Consider the following 15456-nt stretch of genomic DNA (forward strand, 5'->3'; position numbering starts at 1 on the left):
GGGCGCGGTCGGGGCTGCGCCCACCCGGTGCGGGGCGAGGTCTGACGCCCGCCCGGCACGCGAGCCCTGCGGAGGGCGTCTCCCGCCGGGCGGGCACACCCGAGGAGCGCTTCCGGCGCAGCAGCCCGGGCACAGGCTGCACAAGAACGCGGCGTTCTGTGCATCAGCGCAAGGCTCGGGCTGCGCCTTTCCCTTCACCTGCGGGCGCTGACGCCCTATCTTCTCACCATGCGATCCCAGATCCCCGGCCCCAGCTTTCCCAGCCCCTCCTCCGTCGGCTCCGCCCGGCCCGGTCCAGCCCACCGCCGGCCGGTCGTCGGCATCATCGGAAACTCCTCGCTCCTGAACGAGAGCTACCCCGTCCATGCGGGCGGGACGATGAACAGCGAGGCCGTGGCTCTCGTCTCGGGCTGCCTGCCGCTCATCATCCCGACCGATCCGAATTTCGTGACGGTCGAGGAACTTCTCGATCTCTGCGATGGCTTCCTGCTGACCGGCGGCCGCCCGAACGTCCATCCGTCCGAATATGGCGAGGACGAGACGCCGGCGCACGGCTCCTTCGAGCGGGCCCGCGACGCGATCACCCTGCCGCTGGTGCGCGCCTGCGTCGAGCGCGGCCAGCCCTTTCTCGGCATCTGCCGCGGCTTTCAGGAAGTGAACGTCGCGATGGGAGGCACGCTCCATCCCGAGATCCGCGACCTGCCGGGGCGGATGAACCACCGGATGCCGCCCGACGGCACGATCGAGGAGAAGTTCGCCCTGCGTCACCCGGTGCGCTTCACGCCGGGCGGGGTGTTTCACCGGCTGATGGGGGCGGAGGAGGTGATGACCAACACGCTCCACGGTCAGGGCATCGCGCGCGCAGGCCAGCGGATCGTGATCGACGGCACCGCCCCCGACGGCACGCCCGAGGCGATCTATGTCGAGGGCGCGCCGGGCTTTACCCTGTCGGTTCAATGGCATCCGGAATGGAACGCCGCAAGCGATCCCGTCTCGCGCCCGCTGTTCGCGGCCTTCGGCGCCGCGGTGCGCGACTGGGCAGAGGGCCGCGCCCCGACCCGTCTGAGCGCCTGAGCATCGCCGCGCCTCCTGCGTCGGCAGGAGCGGCCGGACGTGTCAGGGTGAGCCGCCGCGCGCGGAAAGCCTTCGATGGCGAGGGGCCGCCTCCGCTCCGCCGGGGTCTGGCCTTCGGGCGGACATGAACTGTCCGGGACGAACCGGCAACCGTTTCCAGCTCTCGCAGCCGCAGCCACCGGCATCGGGATCCGACGGGGCGGCGCAATGCGAAAGGGCCGCCCGAGGGGCGGCCCGATCGGAGCGGCTGGTGATTCCGGATCAGAGCGAGTCGGTGGTCTGGCTTTCCGCCGGCGCCGCGGCTTCGGCCGGAGGCAGCACCACCGGGGCATCGGGGACCTCCTCGGGCGCCGGAACGGCCGCGGGCTCGTCGGCCAGCGGGCCGGCGGTCTCCGGCGGCGTATCGGCGGCTGGGGCCGGGGTAGCGGGTGCGGCTTCTGCCGGGCTCGTCGCGGCGGGCTCGGTCGCTGCCGGCTCCGCTGCGGCGGGGGCGCCGTAGGGCGAGAGCATCGGCAGGTTCGACAGCCCCGACGGAATCACGGGCTTGGCCGGCGCGGTCACAGCCGCCACGGCCACGGGCTTGGCCTTCTTCGGCGGGGGCGGCGGCAGGGTGAGGCCGGTCGGCATCTTGCCGTCATGCGTCATCACCACGACCTTCGCCCCGTCCGGCACGCGCTCGAACAGGTCGACCACATCCTGGTTGATCATGCGGATGCAGCCCGACGAGGCATTGTGCCCGATCGAGTTCCATTCCGGCGTTCCGTGGATCCGGTAGCCGTAGTCGCGCCCGTTGGTCTCGAGATAGAGCGCGCGCGCGCCGAGCGGGTTCGTGGGCCCGCCGGGCTGGCCCTTCTCCCATTTCTTCAGCTCGGGCTTGCGGTCGATCATCTCGGGCGGGGGCGTCCAGGTCGGCCAGTGGCGGCGGTTGGCCACCACGGCCGTGCCGGACCACTGGAACCCTTCCTTGCCGACCGCGATCCCGTAGCGGATCGCCGTATCCTTGCCCGTCACGAAATAGAGCACGCGCTCGCGCGGGTTGATGACGATGGTGCCGGGCGCCTCGTTGCTGGTATAGGCCACGGTCTGGCGCTGATACTGCACCGGCACCCGGTCGGTGGGGATGGCGGGCAGGGTGTATTTGCCGTCCGCCCGGGCCGCATAGGCCCCTTCGAAGAGCTTCGGCTGCGGGGCCGGTTCCTCGACCTTGCCATTCACCATGGCCGCGTCCGGCACGCAGCCCCCCAGCATCCCCGCCGCGAGTACCGCGGCTGCAAGCTTCCGTCCGATCAGTTCCATTCCGCTGTCCTGCCCCGCGCCCGCCCTGTCGGCGGGCTGTCTGACATGGGAAGGTAAACGACTCGGCGTCGATGGTCAAAGCCGGACGGCGGAGATCCCCCGAAAGCAAGAGTTTTTACGCAGGCCGCTCCGGGTTCTGCCGCGTCCGCTCCCGTGGGCGGCAGCGCCGGCGCCGGGGGTTCGATGCCCCCGGCGCCGGCACCTCCCTCCGCGCGGGCCTGCCGGGTCAGGTCACGGCCGCGCGCCGGCGATAGTCCTCGCGGTCCCAGAGCCGGCCCGCCATCACCTCGCCCAGGATTTCGGCCGCCCGGCTCACCTCGGAGGCGCCGATATAGAGCGGCGTGAAGCCGAAGCGCAGGATGTCGGGCGCGCGGAAGTCGCCGATCACGCCGCGCGCGATCAGCGCCTGCACGATCGGATAGGCGTCGGGATGGCGGAAGCTCACCTGCGAGCCGCGGTTCTCGTGGATGCGCGGCGTGGCGAGCGCGAGGTCCGGGCAGCGCGCCTCGACCTCGGCGATGAAGAGGTCGGTCAGCTCCAGCGAGCGCGCCCGCAGATCGGCCATCGCCACGCCCTCCCAGACGTCGAGCGCCGCATCGAGGGCCGCCATCTGAATCACGGGGGGCGTCCCCACCCGCATCCGCTCGACCCCGCGGGCGGGGCGGTAGGCCGCATCGAAGGCGAAGGGCGCCTCGTGCCCGAGCCAGCCCGAGAGCGCGGGCACCGCGCGCTCGCCGTGGCGGGGGGCCACATAGATGAAGGCGGGCCCGCCGGGGCCGGAGTTCAGATATTTGTAGGTGCAGCCCACCGCGAAGTCCGCGCCCTCCTCGGCCAGCCGGACGGGCAGGGCGCCGGCGGAATGGGCGAGATCCCAGATGGCGAGCGCGCCCGCGGCATGGGCACGGGCGGTGAGGGCCGCCATGTCGTGCCGCCGCCCGGTGCGGTAATCCACCTCGGTCACGAGGATCGCGGCCACGCTCTCGTCGATCGCGCCCTCGAGGGCCTCGGGCGCCACCACGCGCAGTTCCCGGTCGCCCAGCATCCGGCAGAGCCCCTCGGCCATGTAGAGATCCGAGGGGAAGTTGCCGCTGTCCGACAGGATCACCCGCCGGTCGGGGCGCATCTCGCAGGCCGCGGCCAGCGCCTGGAAGACCTTGATCGAGAGCGTGTCGCCCAGAACCACCGTCCCGGGCTCGGCCCCCACCAGCCGGCCGATCCGGTCGCCCAGCCGGCGTGGCATCTCCATCCAGCCCGCGCGGTTCCAGCCGGTGATGAGCATCCCGCCCCATTCCTCGGTCACGCAGCCCGCCACCCGCGCCGCCGCCGCGCGCGGCAGCGGACCGAGCGAATTGCCGTCCAGGTAGATCACGCCCTCGGGCAGGTCGAACATCGCCCGCGTCGCCTCGAAATCCGTCATGCGGCCCTCCCATTCTGCGGAACGGAGGTAGCGGCAAATGGCGCGGGGCTGCAAGGCGCCTCGGCCCTTTGCGGAGCGCCCGGCCCGTGGCATGAGGGGGCGACCCGCGCAAGGAGACCGCATGAAGCATCTCGACCTGCCGCCCCTCTGGCTGCTGCTCTTCGTGATCCTGGCCCTCGCGCTCGACCGGCTGGTGCCGTTCGGGCTCTTCGGCGGGCCCGGACGGATCGCGGCCCTGGGCCTCGGCGTGGCGGGCCTCGTGCTCTCGGGGCTGGCCGTACGCCGGATGCGCCGGGCCGAGACCACCGTCCTGCCGCACCGGCAGCCGAGCGCCCTCGTGACCGACGGGGTCTTCGCCTTCAGCCGCAACCCGATCTATCTCGCCGATCTCCTGATCCTGCTCGCGGTGCTGCTGTGGATCGACGCACCGCTGGGCCTGCCGCTCGTGCCCGCCTTCCTGTGGGTGCTCACGCGGCGCTTCGTCGAGCCCGAGGAGGCACGGTTGCGCCTTGCCTTCGGGCCACAATTCGACGACTGGACCCGTCGGACACGGCGCTGGCTGTGACGCAGCGGCAACGCGCCCGCTGGACGAAATCTGCAACTTGCTGCAAGGCGGCAACCGTCTTGTGCAATTTTCTTGCGCAATGTTAAACAGGCGGGCCGGCGAACCCCGCCGGAAGCCGCGAATGAAGGGGGATAATCGGTGAAGATCGGAGCACCCAGGGAGATATTCGAGGGCGAGGCCCGCGTCGCCATGACGCCGGACTCCGCTCTCCAGCTGCAGAAGCTCGGGCATCACTGCGTGATCGAGACCGGCGCGGGCATGAAGGCGGGCTTCTCCGATGAAGCCTATGCCGCGGCCGGCGTCGAGGTCCTGCCCTCGGCCGAGGCCCTGTTCGAGGCCGCGGACATCGTGGTGAAGGTGCGTGGCCCCGAGCGGTCGGAGGCCGAGCGGCTGCGCCGCGGCCAGACGCTGATCTCCTTCTTCTGGCCCGCCCAGAACGCCGAGCTCCTCGAGCTCTGCAAGGAGAAGGGCGCCACCGTCGTCGCGATGGACATGGTGCCGCGGATCTCGCGCGCGCAGAAGATGGACGCTCTGTCCTCGATGGCCAATATCGCGGGCTATCGCGCGGTGATCGAGGCCGGCAACAACTTCGGCCGCTTCTTCACGGGCCAGGTGACGGCGGCGGGCAAGGTGCCCCCGGCCAAGGTGCTCGTGGTGGGCGCGGGCGTCGCGGGCCTGGCCGCCATCGGCACGGCGACCTCGCTGGGCGCCATCACCTATGCCTTCGACGTGCGGCCCGAAGTGGCCGAGCAGATCGAATCCATGGGCGCCGAATTCGTCTTCCTCGAGTTCGAGGAGGCGCAGGACGGCGCGGCCACCGGCGGCTATGCGGCCCCCTCGTCCCCCGAGTTCCGCGAGAAGCAGCTGGCCAAGTTCCGCGAGCTCGCCCCCGAGATGGACATCGTCATCACGACGGCGCTCATCCCCGGCCGGCCGGCGCCGAAGCTCTGGACCGAGGACATGGTCTCGGCCATGAAGCGCGGCTCGGTCATCGTCGACCTCGCCTCCGAGCGCGGCGGCAACTGCGACCTGACGGTGCCCGACCAGAAGATCGTGACGCCGAACGGCGTGACCGTCGTGGGCTACACCGACTTCCCCTCGCGCATGGCGGCCCAGGCCTCGACGCTCTATTCCACCAACATCCGCCACATGCTGACGGACCTCACGCCGAAGAAGGATGGCGTGATCCATCACAACATGGAGGATGACGTGATCCGGGGGGCGACCGTCACCCATGACGGCGCGATCACCTTCCCGCCGCCGCCGCCGAAGGTCGCGGCCATCGCGGCCGCCAAACCGCGCGAGAAGGTGAAGGAGCCCACGCCCGAAGAGAAGCGCGCGGCCGAGATCGCGGCCTTCCGCAAGCAGACGGTGAGCCAGGTCGCGATGCTCGCGGTGGGCACGGCCCTTCTCCTGTTCGTGGGGATGTATGCGCCGCCCTCGTTCATGGCGCATTTCATCGTCTTCGCGCTGGCCTGCTTCGTGGGCTTCCAGGTGATCTGGAACGTCTCGCACAGCCTGCACACGCCGCTGATGGCGGTCACGAACGCCATCTCGGGCATCGTGATCCTCGGCGCGCTGCTGCAGATCGGCTCGGGCAACTTCCTCGTGGTGCTGCTCGCGGCGATCTCGGTCCTGATCGCCACCATCAACATCGTGGGCGGCTTCCTGGTCACGCGCCGGATGCTCGCCATGTTCCAGAAGTCGTAAGGAGGGCCCGATGAGCATCGGACTGACATCCGCCGCCTACATCGCCGCGGCCATCCTCTTCATTCTCTCGCTCGGCGGCCTTTCGGGGCAGGAGAGCGCGAAGCGCGCCGTCTGGTACGGCATCGTCGGCATGGCGCTGGCGGTGGGCGCCACGGTCTTCGGGCCGGGCGTGGGCCATTACGTCATCATCGCCGTGATGGTGATCGCGGGCGCCGTCGCGGGCGCCTATGTGGCCAAGAAGGTCGAGATGACCGAGATGCCGCAGCTCGTCGCGGCGCTCCATTCCTTCGTGGGTCTGGCTGCGGTCTTCATCGGCCTCAACGCCCAGTTCGAGCTCGGCTCGGTCGTGGCGGTGAAGGAGCAGGGCGGCAACCTCGAGACGCTCGCGGGCTTTGCGGCGGTGCTGGCCCACAAGATGCCGGTCGAGATCCTGATCCTGAAGGTCGAGGTCTTCCTCGGCATCTTCATCGGCGCCGTGACCTTCACCGGCTCGGTCGTGGCCTTCGGCAAGCTCGCGGGCAAGATCGACGGCAAGCCGGCAAAGCTGCCGGGCGGCCATGCGATCAATGCGGCGACCATCGTGGCCTCGCTCGTGCTGCTCGTGATCTACTTCAACGCACCGGCGGGCTCGGCCGTCTGGACGCTGCTCCTGATGACGCTGATCGCGGGCTTCCTCGGCTGGCACCTCATCATGGGGATCGGCGGGGCCGACATGCCCGTGGTGGTCTCGATGCTGAACAGCTATTCGGGCTGGGCCGCGGCGGCCATCGGCTTCACGCTCGGCAACGACCTGCTGATCGTCACCGGCGCGCTGGTGGGGTCTTCGGGCGCGATCCTCTCCTACATCATGTGCCGCGCGATGAACCGCTCGTTCATCTCGGTGATCCTTGGCGGCTTCGGCGGCACGACGGGCCCGGCGCAGGAGATCGCGGGCGAGATGATCGCCATCGATGCCGACGGTGTGGCGGCCGCGCTGAACGACGCGGATTCGGTCATCATCGTGCCGGGCTACGGCATGGCGGTGGCGCAGGCGCAGGGCTCGGTGTCGGAACTGACCCGCAAGCTGCGCGCCCGCGGCAAGGAAGTGCGCTTCGCCATCCACCCGGTCGCGGGCCGTCTGCCGGGGCACATGAACGTGCTTCTGGCCGAGGCGAAGGTGCCTTACGACATCGTGCTCGAGATGGACGAGATCAACGAGGACTTCCCCTCGACCGACGTGGCCATCGTCATCGGCTCGAACGACATCGTGAACCCGGCGGCGCAGGAAGATCCGAACTCGCCCATCGCCGGGATGCCGGTGCTCGAGGTCTGGAAGGCCAAGCAGGTGTTCGTCTCGAAGCGCGGGCAGGGCACCGGCTATTCGGGCATCGAGAACCCGCTGTTCTACAAGGACAATACGCGGATGTTCTATGGCGATGCGAAAAAGAGCCTCGACGCGCTCCTGCCGCTGATCGAGTGACCTCCGGGTCCTGCCCCTTGCGCGCGCTCCGCCCTCCGGCGGGGCGCGCTTTTCGTTCGGAGGAGGCGCATGTCCGGTTTCGGCTTGCCGCTCGTCCAAGCCTCGCGTGCCGCGCCCATGACAGCCGGGCAGGATCTCCGCCTCCCGGAGGACTGCGGGGGGCGCCGGCCACAGGGCGCTCCGGGCCGGCCGTCTTGCCTCACGGCGATGATCGGCAGCCTGCGGTCCGACGTCATGGCCGCGGCGCGGCCCGGAGGGGGGCGGGGGCCTGTCGTCTCCCCGACATGAGGCTGCGACGCGGGCCTGCGGTCCGCCGCGGAAGCGGGCGGGGCGCTCCTCTTCCGGAGGTCTGCCTCTTTCGTCGCCCGTGACACGGCGGCCTCTTCCTGAAACGCCCTCCGCCCCCTAGCTTCTCCCTCGCTGACCAGCCGGAGCCCGTGATGCCCCCCGTCGCCGACCATCCCCTGCGCTATGCGCTTGCCAACGAGCTGCACGCCCGTCCCTATCCGGCGCTCGAGGCGCCCTGCCATGTGGTCTTCATGGCCTTCAAGGAGCCGGTGGATGCGGCCAACCGCGACCGGGCGCGCGACCGGGCGCATCTGCTCGAGATTCTCGACCGCAACGGGACCGCCCATCCTGCGCCCGAGGCCACGCATTTCTCGGCGCCCATCGGCCGTGCCGAGCTGCGCTGGGAGAGCCACACCGAGTTCGTGACCTACACGGCCTTCGTGCCGGGGCTGCACGAGCGCCCCTTCGACCCGGCCAAGGCCGAGGTCTTTCCCGAGGACTGGGTGGAGCGGGCGCCGGGGCGCCGGCTCGTCTCGCTCCTGATCCGCATCGAGGAGATGCCAGCGGACGAGGCGGCGGCGCTCGACCGGCTCGAGGGCTGGTTCGTGCCCGACAGCCTCGCCTGTTCGCGCATCGTGGATGGCGCGGCGGTGGTGGCGGGCGACTTCCGCATCGATCCCGCGGGGCACATGCGCTTTTCCGTCTTCGTGAGGCCGGGCACGGGCCCGCGGCGCATCGGGCGGATCGTGACGCGGCTCTGCGAGATCGAGACCTACCGCGCCATGTCGATGCTGGGGCTGATGCGGGCCCGCACGCTGAACGGGCGGCTGAATGCGCTCGATCCGAAGCTCTCCGCCCTCGTCTCGGGGCTCGACGAGATCGAACAGTCGCCCGACGAGGCGCTGCACGAGCTTCTGAAGATCAATGCCGAGCTCGAGAGTCTGGCCGTGCAGTTCACCTTCCGCTTCGGCGCGACCGGGGCCTATGAGGCGATCGTGCACGACCGGATCGACGCGCTGCGCGAGGAGCGGATCAGCGGGCGGCAGACCTTCGCCGAATTCATGGCCCGGCGCTACGATCCGGCCATGCGGACGGTGAAATCGGCCGAGGGACGGCTGCGCTCGATGGCCGAGCGGGCGCAGCGGGCGGCGGAACTCTTGCGGACGCGGGTGGATGTGGAACGCTCGGCGCAGAACCAGAAGCTGCTCGAGAGCATGGACCGCCGGGCGGACCTGCAGCTGCGGCTGCAGCGGACGGTCGAGGGGCTCTCGGTCGTGGCGATCAGCTATTATGCCGTGAGCCTCGCGGCCTATGCGGTCTATCCTCTGACCGAGCCCCTGGGGATCAGCAAGGGGATGGCCACCGCGGTGCTGACGCCGGTCGTGGTGCTCGGCGTCTGGATCGCGCTGCGGCGGATCCAGCGGAAGATGCATTGAGCGGGGCCGGCCGCCGGGGGCTTCGCGCCCCCGGACCCCCGCGGGATATTTGGACCAGCGTGAAGGAGGCGGGGCGCGGGGCTTGACCTCGGCTGCGGGCGGGGCCACGCTTTCTCCTTCAAGAGGAGACGACCATGCCCAGCCCGCTCACGCCCCGCCAGATCCTCGAGCGGCTGGTGGCCTTTCCCACCGTGAGCCGCGACAGCAATCTGGCGCTGGTCGACTGGGTGGAGGAGTTCCTCGAGGGCGCGGGGATCACCGCGCACCGGGTCTGGAACGAGGAGCGCACGAAGGCCGCGCTCTATGCCCATGTGGGCCCCGAGGTGGACGGGGCGGTCGTGCTCTCCGGCCATACGGATGTGGTGCCGGTGGAGGGGCAGGACTGGAGCTCGGACCCCTGGACCCTGACCGAGCGCGACGGACGGCTCTACGGGCGCGGCACCTGCGACATGAAGGGGTTCGATGCGCTGGCGCTGGCCGCCCTCGCGCTGGCGCAGGAGACGGGGGTGAAGCGGCCGCTGCAGATCGCACTTTCGTTCGATGAGGAGGTGGGCTGCCTCGGCGCGCCCGCCATGATCGACGAGATGGCGCGCTGTCTGCCCAAGGGGCGGGCGGTGATCGTGGGCGAGCCCTCGCGGATGCAGGTGGTGACGGGCCACAAGGGCGGGGGCGGGCTGATCTGCCATGTGCAGGGCCACGAGGTCCATTCCTCGATCATGCACCGCGGGGTCAATGCCATCATGTCGGCCGCCCGGCTGATCGACTGGGCCAACCGGCGCAATGCGCAGAGTGCGGCCGCCCGGCCGTCGGAGGTGGCGGCGCTCTTCGATCCGCCCTGGACCACCGTCCATGTCGGCACGATCCGCGGGGGCACGGCAGGCAACATCACCGCGCGCGACTGCCGCTTCGACATGGGCTTCCGCGCGGTGCCGGGCGAGACGGTCGAGGAGTGGGTGGCGACCTTCGAGGCCGAGGCGCGGGCGCTCGAGGCCGAAATGAAGGCCATCCATCCCGAGGCCCAGATCCGGATCGCGCGGCTCTTCGGCTATCCGCCGCTCCGCCCGGAATCCGAAGGGGCGGCCGAGGCGCTGGCGCGGCGGCTGTCGGGCGACAACGGCACCCATGTCGTGAGCTACGGCACCGAGGCGGGCCAGTTCCAGGCGGCGGGCTATTCGGCGGTGGTCTGCGGGCCGGGCGACATCGCCCAAGCGCACCAACCCGACGAATATCTCGAGGTCGCGCAGTTCGAGGAAGGCTGGGCCTTCCTGCAGCGGCTGGTTGCGGATCTCGCGCGATGATGCATTTTCCGATCTCGATGGCGGTGCCCGCGCGCTTCACCGGGCCCGTGCCCGAGAGCGCCGATGTGGTGGTGATCGGCGCAGGCGTGATCGGCGTGATGACCGGCTGGTATCTGGCCGAACGCGGCTTCCGGGTCGTCGTCTGCGAGAAGGGCCGGGTGGCGGGCGAACAGTCGAGCCGCAACTGGGGCTGGATCCGCCAGCAGGGCCGCGATCCGGACGAACTGCCGATCATGGTGGAGAGCCTGCGGCTCTGGCAGGGTCTGGCGCAGAGCCTGGGCAATCCGTTCGGCTTCCGCCAGACCGGGGTGCTCTATCTGGCCAATCGCGAGGAGCAGCTGGGCCAGTACGAGAGCTGGACGGTCCATGCCGCGGCGCACGGGCTGGACACGCGCCTTGTCGGGCGGCGCGAGCTGGCCGAGCGGCTGCCGGGGGCCGCGGATCTCTGGCAGGGCGGGCTCTTCACCGCCTCGGATGCGCGGGCCGAGCCCTGGCTTGCGGTGCCGGCGCTGGCGGCGGGGGCGGCCGAGCGCGGGGTCACGATCCTCGAGGACTGCGCGGTGCGGGCGCTGGATCTCGAGGGGGGACGGGTGGCCGGGGTGACGACCGAACGCGGGCGGATCCGCGCGCCCGAGGTGGTGCTGGCGGGGGGGGCCTGGTCCTCGCTCTTTGCCCGCGCGCATGGGGTGAACCTGCCGCAGCTTTCGGTGCTGTCCTCGGTCGCGCAGACCGAGCCTATGCCCGAGATCCTGCCGGGGGCGGCGGCCGACGATGCGTTCGCCTTCCGCCGCCGCGAGGACGGGGGCTATACGATCGCGGGCGGATCGGAGCATGATTTCTTCATCGGTCCCGATGCCTTCCGCCATGCCCTGAAATACCGCAAGGCGGTGAAGAAGGACTTCCTCAGCACCCATTATCGCTGGCTCGCGCCGCGGAACTATCCCGATGGCTGGAACACGCCGCGCACCTGGTCGAAGGGAGCGCCGACGCCCTTCGAGGCGATGCGGGTGCTGAATCCTGCGCCGAACCTCGCCACCCTCTCGCGTGCGGCGGCGGCCTTCGGGCGCGCCTTTCCGGGGGTGGGACGGCCGAAGATCCGGGCGACCTGGGCGGGGATGATCGACACGATGCCCGATGTGGTGCCGGTGATCGATCGGGCAGAGAGCGTGCCGGGGCTCACCATCGCCACCGGCATGAGCGGCCACGGCTTCGGGATCGGTCCGGGCGTGGGGCGCGTGGTGGCCGATCTGGTGGCGGGGCGGCCGGTGGGGCACGACCTGACGCGCTTTCGCCTGTCGCGCTTCACCGACGGGTCGGAGATCATCCTCGGCCCCTCGCTCTGAAGGCCCGAGCCAGCGCCGGCGGCGCGCTCTGATGTGCTCGCGCGGCCGCGGCGTCTTCGGAGGGACGATTCCGTGACCCGCGAGGGGCCACCGCCGCCGAACCTCTGCCGGCCGCGCTCGGAAGGTCTCCCCACTGCGAAACCGCGCCACGTTTCGGGCCGGAAGATCGCGGGGGGCGAGAGGGGGGATCCGCCGGCCGGGGCCGCGCCGTGCGGGAGCAGAGCGTTGCGGGGCGAAGCGGCCGGTGGCGCGGCTCTGCGCTCAGCCGCCGGTGTGGCTCATGTGGCGCGACATCTGCCCGGCCACCGTCTTGCGCGAATAGTCGAAATCATGGCCCTTGGGTTTCCGGGCGATCGCCTCGCGGATCGCCTGTTCCAGCGGGCCGTCCTCGGCCGTCCGCCGAAGAGGCGCGCGCAGATCGGCGCGGTCCTCCTGTCCGAGGCACATGAAGAGCTCGCCCGTGCAGGTCAGCCGCACCCGGTTGCAGCTTTCGCAGAAATTGTGGGTGAGCGGCGTGATGAAGCCGATCTTCTGGCCGGTCTCGGCGAGGCGGACGTAGCGGGCAGGGCCGCCCGTCCGCTCGCTGAGCTCGATCAGCGAGAACCGCTCCGCCAGCCGCGCCCGCAGCTCGGTCAGCGGCCAATATTGGTCGAGGCGCGTATCCTCGCCCATTTCGCCCATCGGCATGACCTCGATGAAGGTCAGGTCGTGCCCCTCGGCGCCGCACCAGTCGACGAGGCGGAAAAGCTCGTCCTCGTTGAAGCCGCGCAGCGCCACCGTGTTGATCTTCACCCGGAGGCCCGCCGCCCGGGCCGCGCGCAGCCCGTCGAGCACCTGCGGCAGGCGGCCCCAGCGCGTCACCTTCGCGAACCGCTCGGCGTCGAGCGTGTCGAGCGAGACATTCACCCGGCGCACGCCGCAGGCCGCCAGCTCGTCGGCATGGCGGGCCAGTTGCGAGCCGTTCGTGGTGAGCGTCAGCTCCTTCAGCGCGCCCGTCTCGAGATGGCGCGACATGGCGCGGAAGAAGGTCATGATCCCGCGGCGCACGAGCGGTTCGCCCCCCGTCACGCGCAGCTTCTGCACCCCCATCCGCACGAAGGCCGAGCAGAGCCGGTCGAGTTCTTCCAGAGTGAGAAGTTCGGCCTTGGGCAGGAAGGTCATGTGCTCCGCCATGCAATAGGTGCAGCGGAAGTCGCAGCGGTCGGTGACCGACACGCGCAGATAGGAAATCGCGCGGGCGAACGGGTCCATCAGCAGCGGAGACGGAGCGGCCGGAGAGGGGGGCATCGGAGTCATGGTGAGAAGGTAGGGCTGCGACACTCCGCCCACAAGCGCTGCATGGGCCGGTTGACGCAGGTCGGCCCCAGACTATCGTCGTAGTCATGAAAATCCTTGCCCCTGCCGCCCTCGCTCTCCTGATGCTGACCGCCTGCGACTCGCTCCGGCAGGCCGCGGCCCCCGTGGCGCCCCCGCCGGCGCCTGCCGCCCGCCCCATCCCCGGCGGGCAGGGGGTGGCGGCGGAAAGCTTCGACCGGACGACCGAGGCGGAACGGCGCGAGGCGATGGCGCCGCAGGCAGGAGGCGCCGCGCTCGGAACCGTGACGGTGGCCCTCGGCGCCCCCGCCGAGAGCGGCTTCTGGCTCCGCTCTTCGCTGGTAACGGCCGAGCGGCCGGGCCGGGTCGAGCTGCCGGGTGGCCGATCTCTTGCGGTGACGCTCCGACCGGGGGAGGGCGCCGCCCAGCTCTCGCTCGCCGCCTACCGCGCTCTGGGGCTTGGCCTCACCGACCTGCCGCAGGTGACGGTCTACGGCAGCTGATCGCTGCGGGGTGGGCGCTTCCTCGTTCGGAACGACCCCGGAGTGTCATCTCGCGCGCGCCGGGCAACGGCCGTCCGGGGCGCTTAATCCTTCGTTCACCAAGCTCCTCGAATGTGAAAGCGCGTTCAGACTTCGTCAGCGAACTCCGGTTCATGCTCGGCCCGTGCAATCCGAACGGTGCCCGACATGCGAGCTACGGACTTACTGGAGGAGCGGCTGAGGTTCCTCGGAATCGACCGCGACGACGCTCTGGACGATGCGACCCGCGCGCTGCTGGCCGAGGCGGTCGGGCGCGCCCTCGACCGCTTCTACGAGCGGATGCGACAGACATCGGCGGCCGGGTTCTTCTCCGACGCGGCTCACATGGACTCTGCCAAGTCCCGTCAGGCGCGGCACTGGGCCCGTCTCGCCTCGGGCGAAATCGACGCCGCCTATGTCGAAGAGGCGGTGCGGGTGGGTCGCACCCACGCGCGCATCGGTCTCGAACCGCGCTGGTATCTCGGTGGCTACGCCCTCATTCTGGAGGAAATCGTCCAGACCATGCTGCCGCGGATGGCGGGCCGCGGCTTCCTCGGCCGCCGGCGCGCCACACGGGCCGCCCAGACGCTGGGCTATATCGTGAAGGTGGCGCTCCTCGACATGGATTACGGCGTCTCGACCTATTTCGACGCCATCCAGTCCGAACGCGAGGAAATGGTGCGGGCCGACCGGCAGGTGGCCGAAGAGATCGCGACGGCGCTGGTGGGCGCCTCCTCCGCGATGGAGGAGGTGACGGGCACCATCCGCCACACTGCCGGCAATGCGAGCGAGACCGAACAGCTGGCCGCTCAGAATGCGCGGGCGGCCGAGACCGGCGGGGCCGCCGTCGAGCGGTCGGCGGACGCGATGCGGCTCATCGCGGGCAAGATCAACGTGCTGCGCGAGATCGCGCGGCAGACGGATCTACTGGCGCTCAATGCCGCGGTCGAGGCGGCGCGGGCGGGGCAGCATGGCGCCGGCTTCTCGGTGGTGGCGGCCGAGGTGCGCAAGCTCGCCGAGCACGCGGCCGCGGCCTCGCACGAGATCGACCAGCTTGCGCATACGACGCTGGCCACATCGGAGGAAGCCCGCTCCGGCCTTGAGGAGCTGGTGCCCGACATCCGCCGCACCTCGACGCTGGTGGCCGAGATCTCGGCCGCCTGCCGCGAGCAATCCATCGGAGTGGAGGAGATCAACCGCATGGTGCTCCGCCTGTCGGAGCTGAGCCGCAAGATCGACAGCAGGTCGGATCGAAGTCAGGCCCGCCGCCACGCTCATTGAGGGGTCTTGTGCCTGCCTTGGCACATGCGGAGCGGCCTTCGGGCCGTCGCCGAAGGAACCGGGTGGCGCTCGGGGACGGACATACAATGCTGCCGCCGGTACGTCCTCCGGCCGATCCGCGCGAGGCCGCACCCGTGCCCCCGACGTGCAGGCGCGCGGAACCGCCCCGTCCTGCTCCGGCCTTCCGTCGATGGTCTGCGGCTCGAACGACAGGGGGCCGGTAGGGGATGCTCCCGAGCGGCCTGACAGAGATCAGTCTCCTCAGGGGAGAACCTGTGGCCGGGCATGACTGCCGCAGGACGCGCGACGGCCCTCCGAGATGGGCTGCGACGGGCGGGCGGCGGACCGAAAGAGGCGCGAATGGCCACGAGACGTGGCGGACACCGGCCTCTCGAACCGCTTTGAATCTTCCCCTCGCGCCGGCCGTCGTCGCTTTCGCAAGGCACCGGCCCTT

General features: G+C 70.5%; 12 protein-coding genes. 9 read left to right on the forward strand and 3 right to left on the reverse strand.

The window, feature by feature from the left end; all coding sequences use genetic code 11:
* Window positions 1-228 precede the first annotated feature (228 nt).
* Window positions 229-1074: a gamma-glutamyl-gamma-aminobutyrate hydrolase family protein gene (locus tag A9O63_RS11380; RefSeq protein WP_084295815.1), complete on the forward strand. Its 846-nt coding sequence runs from the start codon at window positions 229-231 to the stop codon at window positions 1072-1074.
* Between the two features lie 261 nt (window positions 1075-1335).
* On the opposite strand, the gene A9O63_RS11385 is transcribed toward A9O63_RS11380, so the two are convergent.
* Both A9O63_RS11385 and kynU read right to left on the reverse strand, forming a co-directional pair.
* Entirely contained in the window at window positions 1336-2370 is a 1035-nt protein-coding gene (locus tag A9O63_RS11385; protein ID WP_069332044.1) for a L,D-transpeptidase, read from the reverse strand.
* A gap of 226 nt (window positions 2371-2596) precedes the next feature.
* A complete protein-coding gene (gene kynU, locus A9O63_RS11390; protein WP_069332045.1) occupies window positions 2597-3787 on the reverse strand; it encodes a kynureninase in 1191 nt (396 codons plus the stop codon).
* A 121-nt stretch (window positions 3788-3908) separates the two neighbouring features.
* Between kynU and A9O63_RS11395 the strand changes: the two genes are divergently transcribed.
* The 6 genes from A9O63_RS11395 (at window position 3909) to A9O63_RS11425 (ending at window position 11886) form a co-directional block, all read left to right on the forward strand.
* Entirely contained in the window at window positions 3909-4352 is a 444-nt protein-coding gene (locus A9O63_RS11395; RefSeq protein WP_069332046.1) for a methyltransferase family protein, read from the forward strand.
* Between the two features lie 138 nt (window positions 4353-4490).
* Window positions 4491-6062 carry a Re/Si-specific NAD(P)(+) transhydrogenase subunit alpha gene (locus tag A9O63_RS11400; protein ID WP_069332047.1) on the forward strand — a complete coding sequence of 524 codons (1572 nt, stop codon included), beginning with the start codon at window positions 4491-4493 and terminating at the stop codon, window positions 6060-6062.
* A 10-nt stretch (window positions 6063-6072) separates the two neighbouring features.
* On the forward strand, window positions 6073-7521 hold the full coding sequence (locus tag A9O63_RS11405; protein WP_069332048.1) for an NAD(P)(+) transhydrogenase (Re/Si-specific) subunit beta: 1449 nt from the start codon (window positions 6073-6075) through the stop codon (window positions 7519-7521).
* 440 nt (window positions 7522-7961) lie between these two features.
* On the forward strand, window positions 7962-9245 hold the full coding sequence (locus A9O63_RS11415; protein ID WP_069332050.1) for a DUF3422 family protein: 1284 nt from the start codon (window positions 7962-7964) through the stop codon (window positions 9243-9245).
* A gap of 134 nt (window positions 9246-9379) precedes the next feature.
* On the forward strand, window positions 9380-10543 hold the full coding sequence (gene argE / locus A9O63_RS11420) for an acetylornithine deacetylase (RefSeq protein WP_069332051.1): 1164 nt from the start codon (window positions 9380-9382) through the stop codon (window positions 10541-10543).
* A complete protein-coding gene (locus A9O63_RS11425) occupies window positions 10543-11886 on the forward strand; it encodes an NAD(P)/FAD-dependent oxidoreductase (protein ID WP_084295818.1) in 1344 nt (447 codons plus the stop codon). The genes argE and A9O63_RS11425 overlap by 1 nt, the downstream gene beginning before the upstream one ends.
* A 261-nt stretch (window positions 11887-12147) precedes the next feature.
* On the opposite strand, the gene moaA is transcribed toward A9O63_RS11425, so the two are convergent.
* Window positions 12148-13173: a GTP 3',8-cyclase MoaA gene (gene moaA / locus A9O63_RS11430; RefSeq protein WP_069332053.1), complete on the reverse strand. Its 1026-nt coding sequence runs from the start codon at window positions 13171-13173 to the stop codon at window positions 12148-12150.
* 95 nt (window positions 13174-13268) lie between these two features.
* Here moaA and A9O63_RS11435 point away from each other — a divergent pair, with 95 nt between their 5' ends.
* The gene (locus A9O63_RS11435) at window positions 13269-13703 is read left to right on the forward strand and encodes a hypothetical protein (RefSeq protein WP_069332054.1); all 435 of its coding nucleotides are present in this window, start codon (window positions 13269-13271) and stop codon (window positions 13701-13703) included.
* Window positions 13704-13889: 186 nt separating this feature from the next.
* Entirely contained in the window at window positions 13890-15002 is a 1113-nt protein-coding gene (locus tag A9O63_RS11440) for a globin-coupled sensor protein (RefSeq protein WP_069332055.1), read from the forward strand.
* Window positions 15003-15456 lie beyond the last annotated feature (454 nt).

Origin of the sequence: Cereibacter johrii (assembly GCF_001720585.1) — a bacterium.
Classification (GTDB): Bacteria; Pseudomonadota; Alphaproteobacteria; order Rhodobacterales; family Rhodobacteraceae; genus Cereibacter_A; species Cereibacter_A johrii.

Excerpts from the sequence above, each read along its gene's own strand:
- A9O63_RS11380 (WP_084295815.1), top strand. The coding sequence starts at position 229 with ATGCGATCCCAGATCCCCGGCCCCAGCTTTCCCAGCCCCTCCTCCGTC.
- A9O63_RS11385 (WP_069332044.1), bottom strand. The coding sequence starts at position 2,370 with ATGGAACTGATCGGACGGAAGCTTGCAGCCGCGGTACTCGCGGCGGGG.
- kynU (WP_069332045.1), bottom strand. The coding sequence starts at position 3,787 with ATGACGGATTTCGAGGCGACGCGGGCGATGTTCGACCTGCCCGAGGGC.
- A9O63_RS11395 (WP_069332046.1), top strand. The coding sequence starts at position 3,909 with ATGAAGCATCTCGACCTGCCGCCCCTCTGGCTGCTGCTCTTCGTGATC.
- A9O63_RS11405 (WP_069332048.1), top strand. The coding sequence starts at position 6,073 with ATGAGCATCGGACTGACATCCGCCGCCTACATCGCCGCGGCCATCCTC.
- A9O63_RS11415 (WP_069332050.1), top strand. The coding sequence starts at position 7,962 with ATGCCCCCCGTCGCCGACCATCCCCTGCGCTATGCGCTTGCCAACGAG.
- argE (WP_069332051.1), top strand. The coding sequence starts at position 9,380 with ATGCCCAGCCCGCTCACGCCCCGCCAGATCCTCGAGCGGCTGGTGGCC.
- A9O63_RS11425 (WP_084295818.1), top strand. The coding sequence starts at position 10,543 with ATGCATTTTCCGATCTCGATGGCGGTGCCCGCGCGCTTCACCGGGCCC.
- moaA (WP_069332053.1), bottom strand. The coding sequence starts at position 13,173 with ATGCCCCCCTCTCCGGCCGCTCCGTCTCCGCTGCTGATGGACCCGTTC.
- A9O63_RS11435 (WP_069332054.1), top strand. The coding sequence starts at position 13,269 with ATGAAAATCCTTGCCCCTGCCGCCCTCGCTCTCCTGATGCTGACCGCC.
- A9O63_RS11440 (WP_069332055.1), top strand. The coding sequence starts at position 13,890 with ATGCGAGCTACGGACTTACTGGAGGAGCGGCTGAGGTTCCTCGGAATC.